This is a genomic window from Pseudomonadota bacterium (assembly GCA_030859565.1).
GTDB lineage: Bacteria > Pseudomonadota > Gammaproteobacteria > JACCXJ01 > JACCXJ01 > USCg-Taylor.
This window is the reverse complement of sequence record JALZJW010000205.1, coordinates 1-4,903: the sequence shown is the minus strand read 5'-3', so window position 1 is coordinate 4,903 and position 4,903 is coordinate 1. Positions and strand designations below refer to the sequence as shown.

Annotated in this window: 7 protein-coding genes; 2 read left to right on the top strand and 5 right to left on the bottom strand. The window is 60.5% G+C overall.

All coding sequences use genetic code 11. The annotated features are described in order from the left end of the window. From M3436_19280 to M3436_19260, 5 genes are all read right to left on the bottom strand, one after another. A partial coding sequence (locus tag M3436_19280) for a hypothetical protein (GenBank protein MDQ3566132.1) occupies nucleotides 1-789 on the bottom strand: 789 nt, incomplete at its 3' end. Between the two features lie 242 nt (nucleotides 790-1,031). Then, nucleotides 1,032-2,840, bottom strand: coding sequence for an ATP-binding cassette domain-containing protein (locus M3436_19275; protein MDQ3566131.1), 1,809 nt, complete (start codon nucleotides 2,838-2,840; stop codon nucleotides 1,032-1,034). 5 nt (nucleotides 2,841-2,845) lie between these two features. Beyond that, on the bottom strand, nucleotides 2,846-2,944 hold the full coding sequence (locus tag M3436_19270) for a toll/interleukin-1 receptor domain-containing protein (protein MDQ3566130.1): 99 nt from the start codon (nucleotides 2,942-2,944) through the stop codon (nucleotides 2,846-2,848). A gap of 141 nt (nucleotides 2,945-3,085) precedes the next feature. Continuing rightward, entirely contained in the window at nucleotides 3,086-3,424 is a 339-nt protein-coding gene (locus M3436_19265) for a type II toxin-antitoxin system ChpB family toxin (protein MDQ3566129.1), read from the bottom strand. Continuing rightward, on the bottom strand, nucleotides 3,424-3,681 hold the full coding sequence (locus tag M3436_19260) for an antitoxin (protein ID MDQ3566128.1): 258 nt from the start codon (nucleotides 3,679-3,681) through the stop codon (nucleotides 3,424-3,426). The genes M3436_19265 and M3436_19260 overlap by 1 nt, the downstream gene beginning before the upstream one ends. A 311-nt stretch (nucleotides 3,682-3,992) precedes the next feature. On the opposite strand from M3436_19260, the gene M3436_19255 reads away from it, so the two are divergent. Further along, on the top strand, nucleotides 3,993-4,493 hold the full coding sequence (locus tag M3436_19255; GenBank protein MDQ3566127.1) for a DUF2384 domain-containing protein: 501 nt from the start codon (nucleotides 3,993-3,995) through the stop codon (nucleotides 4,491-4,493). Beyond that, a partial coding sequence (locus M3436_19250) for an RES domain-containing protein (protein MDQ3566126.1) occupies nucleotides 4,490-4,903 on the top strand: 414 nt, incomplete at its 3' end. The genes M3436_19255 and M3436_19250, both read left to right, overlap by 4 nt.

Here is a 4,903-nt window from a genome sequence, read left to right as displayed (position 1 = left end):
CACGCCGCCGCCGCCGCCGCCGAAACCAGTTGAATTACCCGAGACGGTGCTGTGGGTCAGGGTGGCCGTACCGCTGTTGGACACGCCGCCGCCGACGGCCTCACCAGCGGAATTACCCGAGACGGTGCTGTTCGTCAGGGTGAGTATACCGCTGTTGTACACGCCGCCGCCGCCAGGGAAATAAGGGATAAAATCGAGCGCGTTTATCCCCCCGCTCACCATGGTGCTATCGAGCGTCAGGTCCCCGCTGCTGGCCACGGCCAGAATACGAAACTCCGGCGCACCACTCTCCCGCCGGATCGTGCTGTTACGGCCCCGGATAGTGACGGTCGAGGTGATGAGCGGCAGTCCCGTGGGGCCATGGGTGGTATTGTCGAGTGCCGTGAGCGATTGCGTGCTCCCGGTTGGCAACACAATCGTGTCGGCCCCGTTCCCCGCGGCGCAGCCGCCTGCGGCGGCGTCGGTGTTAGCGGAGGTGATGGCATCGACCAAGGTGCACGTCGTGCCATCGACATTGATGGTCGCGGCCAGCGCCGGCGCTTGACCCAAGGCCAGGAGCAGGGCGAGCGCAGAGAGCGAGCGCCGCCACTGCCGTTGCAACTGCCGCCGCACCCGGCGCGGCAACTGGCATAGCTGCCGATAGTAGCCTGAATAGCGAGGATAGAGATCCGCTGTCGGGCCCCTCGCCAGGCGCCTTAGTCCGGGGGTTTCGCGGGCTTCGGCGAGTTGGGCTTGAAAACTGGTCCGTATCTCGGAGTCCGCGGTGGAATTGACGGATGGCTGCGCCATGGGATCCTCCTGGTTGGTCGGGAATAAGAATTTAAAAGCCCTTTTGCCTCGGGAGCGAAGATACGACTGAACCTGTTAGGTGTCAAACACGCGCAATCCAGATCCCGGGGTCAGCGTAAGAATTCCTACATCGACAGTACCGTCGAAAAAGGCAGTACGTTTCGCTGCGATTTTCCCGGCGATCTCATCACACCGCCGCCCGCGGAAACCGCAATTGAATCCTTAGAATCGTATTAGGGGTTCTACCGGTGCTTTGCGGCCTTTTCGTCGAGCTTCGTCCACCGCTCGAAGCTTTCCGCCAGTTGCCGTTCGATCTCTTCGGTCCGCTTGCGTTCGGCCTTGATCTGTTCGGCGCCTCGCTTGTGGTAATCGCCACGACTCATACCCATGGTAAGTTCGTGCTGCTCGCGCTCGAGCGCTTCGATCTCGGCGGGGAGCTGTTCGAGCTCGCGGGCCTCTTTGTAGCTCAGCTTGACGCGTGAGGCATTCGGCCTCACCCCGTCTCTCTCCCGGCCCTCTCTCACCGGGGCCGGAGAGAAAACGGAGGGCACGGACCGCTGGCTGAGCCAATCGCTGTAGCCGCCGGCGTATTCCTGCCACTTGCCGTTGCGCTCGGCCACGAGCGTTTGTGTAACCACGCTGTCGAGAAAGGCGCGGTCGTGACTCACAAGCAGCAGCGTCCCGGGGTAGCTCTGCAGCGTGTCTTCGAGCATCTCGAGCGATTCGATATCTAGGTCGTTGGTCGGTTCGTCGAGCACCAGTACGTTGGCGGGACGCGCGAACAGGCGCGCGAGCAGCAAGCGGTTGCGCTCACCGCCGGAGAGCATTTTTACGGGTGCCTGGGCGCGCTGCGCCGGAAACAGAAAGTCGGCAAGGTAAGTCATCACGTGCTTGCGTTCGGCGCCGATCCGCACCCAGTCGGAGCCTGGGCTGATGCTGTCGAGCAGCGTGCGTTCGGGGTCGAGCTGCTCGCGCATCTGATCGAAGTACGCCACCTGTAGATTGATGCCGAGTCTCACTTCGCCGGCGTCCGGCGTCATTTGGCCGAGGATGAGCTTGAGCAGTGTGGATTTGCCGGCACCGTTCGGGCCAATGAGTCCCAGGCGATCGCCCCGCTGGATATGCAGTGACAGGTCGTGAACGATCGTTCTCTCGCCGAAGCGTTTGCTGACGCCGGTCAGTTCCGCCACCAGTTTGCCCGAGCGCTCGCCCGCAGCGAGCGTGAGTTTGACGTTTCCGAGACGCTCGCGCCGGGCCGCGCGCTCGCGCCGCAGTTGTTCGAGCCGGCGCACGCGGCCTTCATTGCGGGTACGGCGCGCCTTGATGCCTCCGCGGATCCACACCTCTTCTTGCGCCCAGAACTTGTCGAACGTGCGATGGGCGACGCTTTCGGTTGCGAGCTGATCGGCCTTGCGGCGCTCATACGCCGCAAAGTTGCCGGGGTAGGAGCGCAGGAGCCCGCGGTCGAGCTCCACGATGCGATTGACCACCCGATCGAGAAACGCGCGGTCGTGCGTGATGACGATGGCGGCCGGACCCTTCAGCACCAGGTCTTCGAGCAAGGTGATGCCGTCGATATCGAGATGATTGGTCGGCTCATCGAGCAGCAGCAGATCGGGTTGGCGCGCGAGTGCGAGCGCAAGTGCCGCCCGCTTACATTCGCCGCCCGACGCGGTGTCGGGCGCTTGCGCCGGATCGATCCCAAAGCGATGCAGGTACCCCAAGAGCCGGGCTTCCAGGCGCCAACGCTCGCGCTCGTCGTGGATACGGTTGAACTCGCCGCGGATGGCGAGGCTTTCGCGCAGGCACGAGGAGAGCGGCAGTTCCGGTTCCTGCTCGACGAGTACCACGCGCAGGCTGTCCTGGCGCTTGAGCTCGCCGTCATCGAGCGCCGCGAGTCCGGCGATTACCTTCAAAAGCGATGACTTACCGGTTCCATTGCGGCCGATGAGTCCGATGCGCTCGCCTTCCAGCACCGTGAGGCCGGCGCGATCGAGCAGAGGATGCAGTCCGTAAGCGAGCTCTGCGTCGAGGAGGGTGAGGAGTGCCATGAGCCCTACAGCAGCCGCTTCAATTCACGCACCGCCGGCTTGTCCTTGCTGTTGTGAGAGAGGAAAACGTTGTGTTTGAAATCCCCGGCCGGCACGCTGGGCATACTCATGCTCCTCATAGATAGAGCAGTAGATCGATGCCGACACCCATGACGTATGGCGGAACCATGGCTGCGCTCTGCCTAACGGAGGTGAAGGGCGGTTGGGGCGGCAAACGTATCGTGACCCTTAATTTATGATCTCGGTTAATCCAAAAGGGTTTGCAATCGGGCGAGGACATCATCGATCACGCAATCCGGCGCGTCCTCTACAAACCTTGCCGCGCGTGCGACATAGTCGATAGTTCTCAGCTGGTTGCACATCACAACCCCTTGCGTTTCCGTGCCTGTGTTCATCAATGATACGGCGAACCCGGCAAATCGCGCCTGATTGCCGCCCTGCGTGACCGGACAAACAAGTACCAGTCCGGACCTATTAAATTCTTTGTCGGACACCACCAGAACCGGCCTCAATCCTTGCTGTTCCTTACCCGCGACTGGGTTCAGATTAACGTGCCAAATCTCGCCCCGGCCAGGTATGCGCATCAGGGTTCCTCTGCGCCGACGGCGGGTGTGTCAAGCCATTCTCTTTCTTCTGTGCTGATAGGTTGCGACAGGTCGCACTGCGCCATCAGTTCGGCGAGGGCATAGCGTGGTTTTTTCTTGGGCTCAACAACCAGTTTCCCGTCCTGGACATCGATATTCACTTGCGAACCGGATTGTAAATGCACCAAATCTAGTATGCGCTTAGGGATGGCCATGACAACCGAACCGCCCACACTGCGAAGGGTTGCAATCGGCATGATGAGACCTCTCGATTTCTTGAATTACACTAAAGTATAACTTTGCGGGCAGGGTTTGTAAATAAACACTCGACTCCCCGTCCCACGTGCTCTTCGATACAAAGAGGTGTCATCGACTACAAATGCTCCGCCCGGGTCAAAATACCCGACCAGCCGGACGCAAAGCATCCGAGCCCCGCAAGCACTCGCGGAGATTTAGAAATCCAATGCCATTTTTCAACGGATCACCTGACCCCGATCTAGGTAGGGTGACGTAAGTCAGCGACATATGGCATAATAAAAACCGTCAATTGTCGTAGGAGCGCTGGAACATGTCAGTCAGCCGTCAGCAAACAGCACCTAACACCGAGCCGAACACGGCTCCCATTGAGACCCCTTTCAAGCAGATCGCCAGTCTGCTGGGCGGGCGTCAGGTATTAAAAAAATCAATCACGTCGAAGCTCGACGTGCACGAAGTCATTGTTAAAGGCATCCCCGGCCGCGCATTGAAATACATGATTGCTCACGCGAAAATCATGAATGCCGCGGACGTGCTACGTGCCGTTGGGGTCAGCGTTCGCACCGTCCAGCGCCGCATGGCAACTTCACGGAAACCGCTGAGCCGAGAACAAAGCGGCCGAGCTTGGAAGTTCGCCGAAGTTCTCGCCAAAGCGACAGAGGTGTTCGGAAGCCAAGCAGAGGCCGAGACGTGGTTAGCTGCCCCGGCCATGGCACTGGATCAGCGACGCCCCATTGATCTGCTGTCCTCGCCTGCCGGCGTGGAGATGGTCGAACAACTGCTCGGCCGGCTTGAATACGGTGTCTACACATGACACCAGTGCCCGCCCCGCTGGGTGGCGCCGCGTTAATCGCATGGCGATTGGATCAGAAGAAGTTCGGAAAAGCCTGGGACCACGGGGAAGGTGCACGCCAGCAGGGCGGACGATGGAATTCGCGGGGCAGGCGAGTCGTGTACTGCTCGGTGGACCCCGCCACGGCGATCCTGGAAGTTGCGGTGCATAAAGGGTTCAAGACCCTTGACACGGTACCGCACGTACTGACGTCAGCCCTCATCACCGATCCGCGTGCCGTTTACATAGTGCAGCCAATTAGGGTGCCCAACGCCAATTGGATGAGACCAGGGTTTCCGAGCGCTGGCCAACAGGCCTTCGGCGATGCTTTGCTCACGGCCCATTCCTTCGTGCTTATTCCGAGCGCGGTGTCGACACACAGTTGGAATCTG

What these genes read in the sequence shown, in the direction of transcription:
- M3436_19265 (MDQ3566129.1), bottom strand. Translation starts at nt 3,424, where the DNA reads ATGCGCATACCTGGCCGGGGCGAGATTTGGCACGTTAATCTGAACCCA.
- M3436_19275 (MDQ3566131.1), bottom strand. Translation starts at nt 2,840, where the DNA reads ATGGCACTCCTCACCCTCCTCGACGCAGAGCTCGCTTACGGACTGCAT.
- M3436_19255 (MDQ3566127.1), top strand. Translation starts at nt 3,993, where the DNA reads ATGTCAGTCAGCCGTCAGCAAACAGCACCTAACACCGAGCCGAACACG.
- M3436_19270 (MDQ3566130.1), bottom strand. Translation starts at nt 2,944, where the DNA reads ATGCCCAGCGTGCCGGCCGGGGATTTCAAACACAACGTTTTCCTCTCT.
- M3436_19260 (MDQ3566128.1), bottom strand. Translation starts at nt 3,681, where the DNA reads ATGCCGATTGCAACCCTTCGCAGTGTGGGCGGTTCGGTTGTCATGGCC.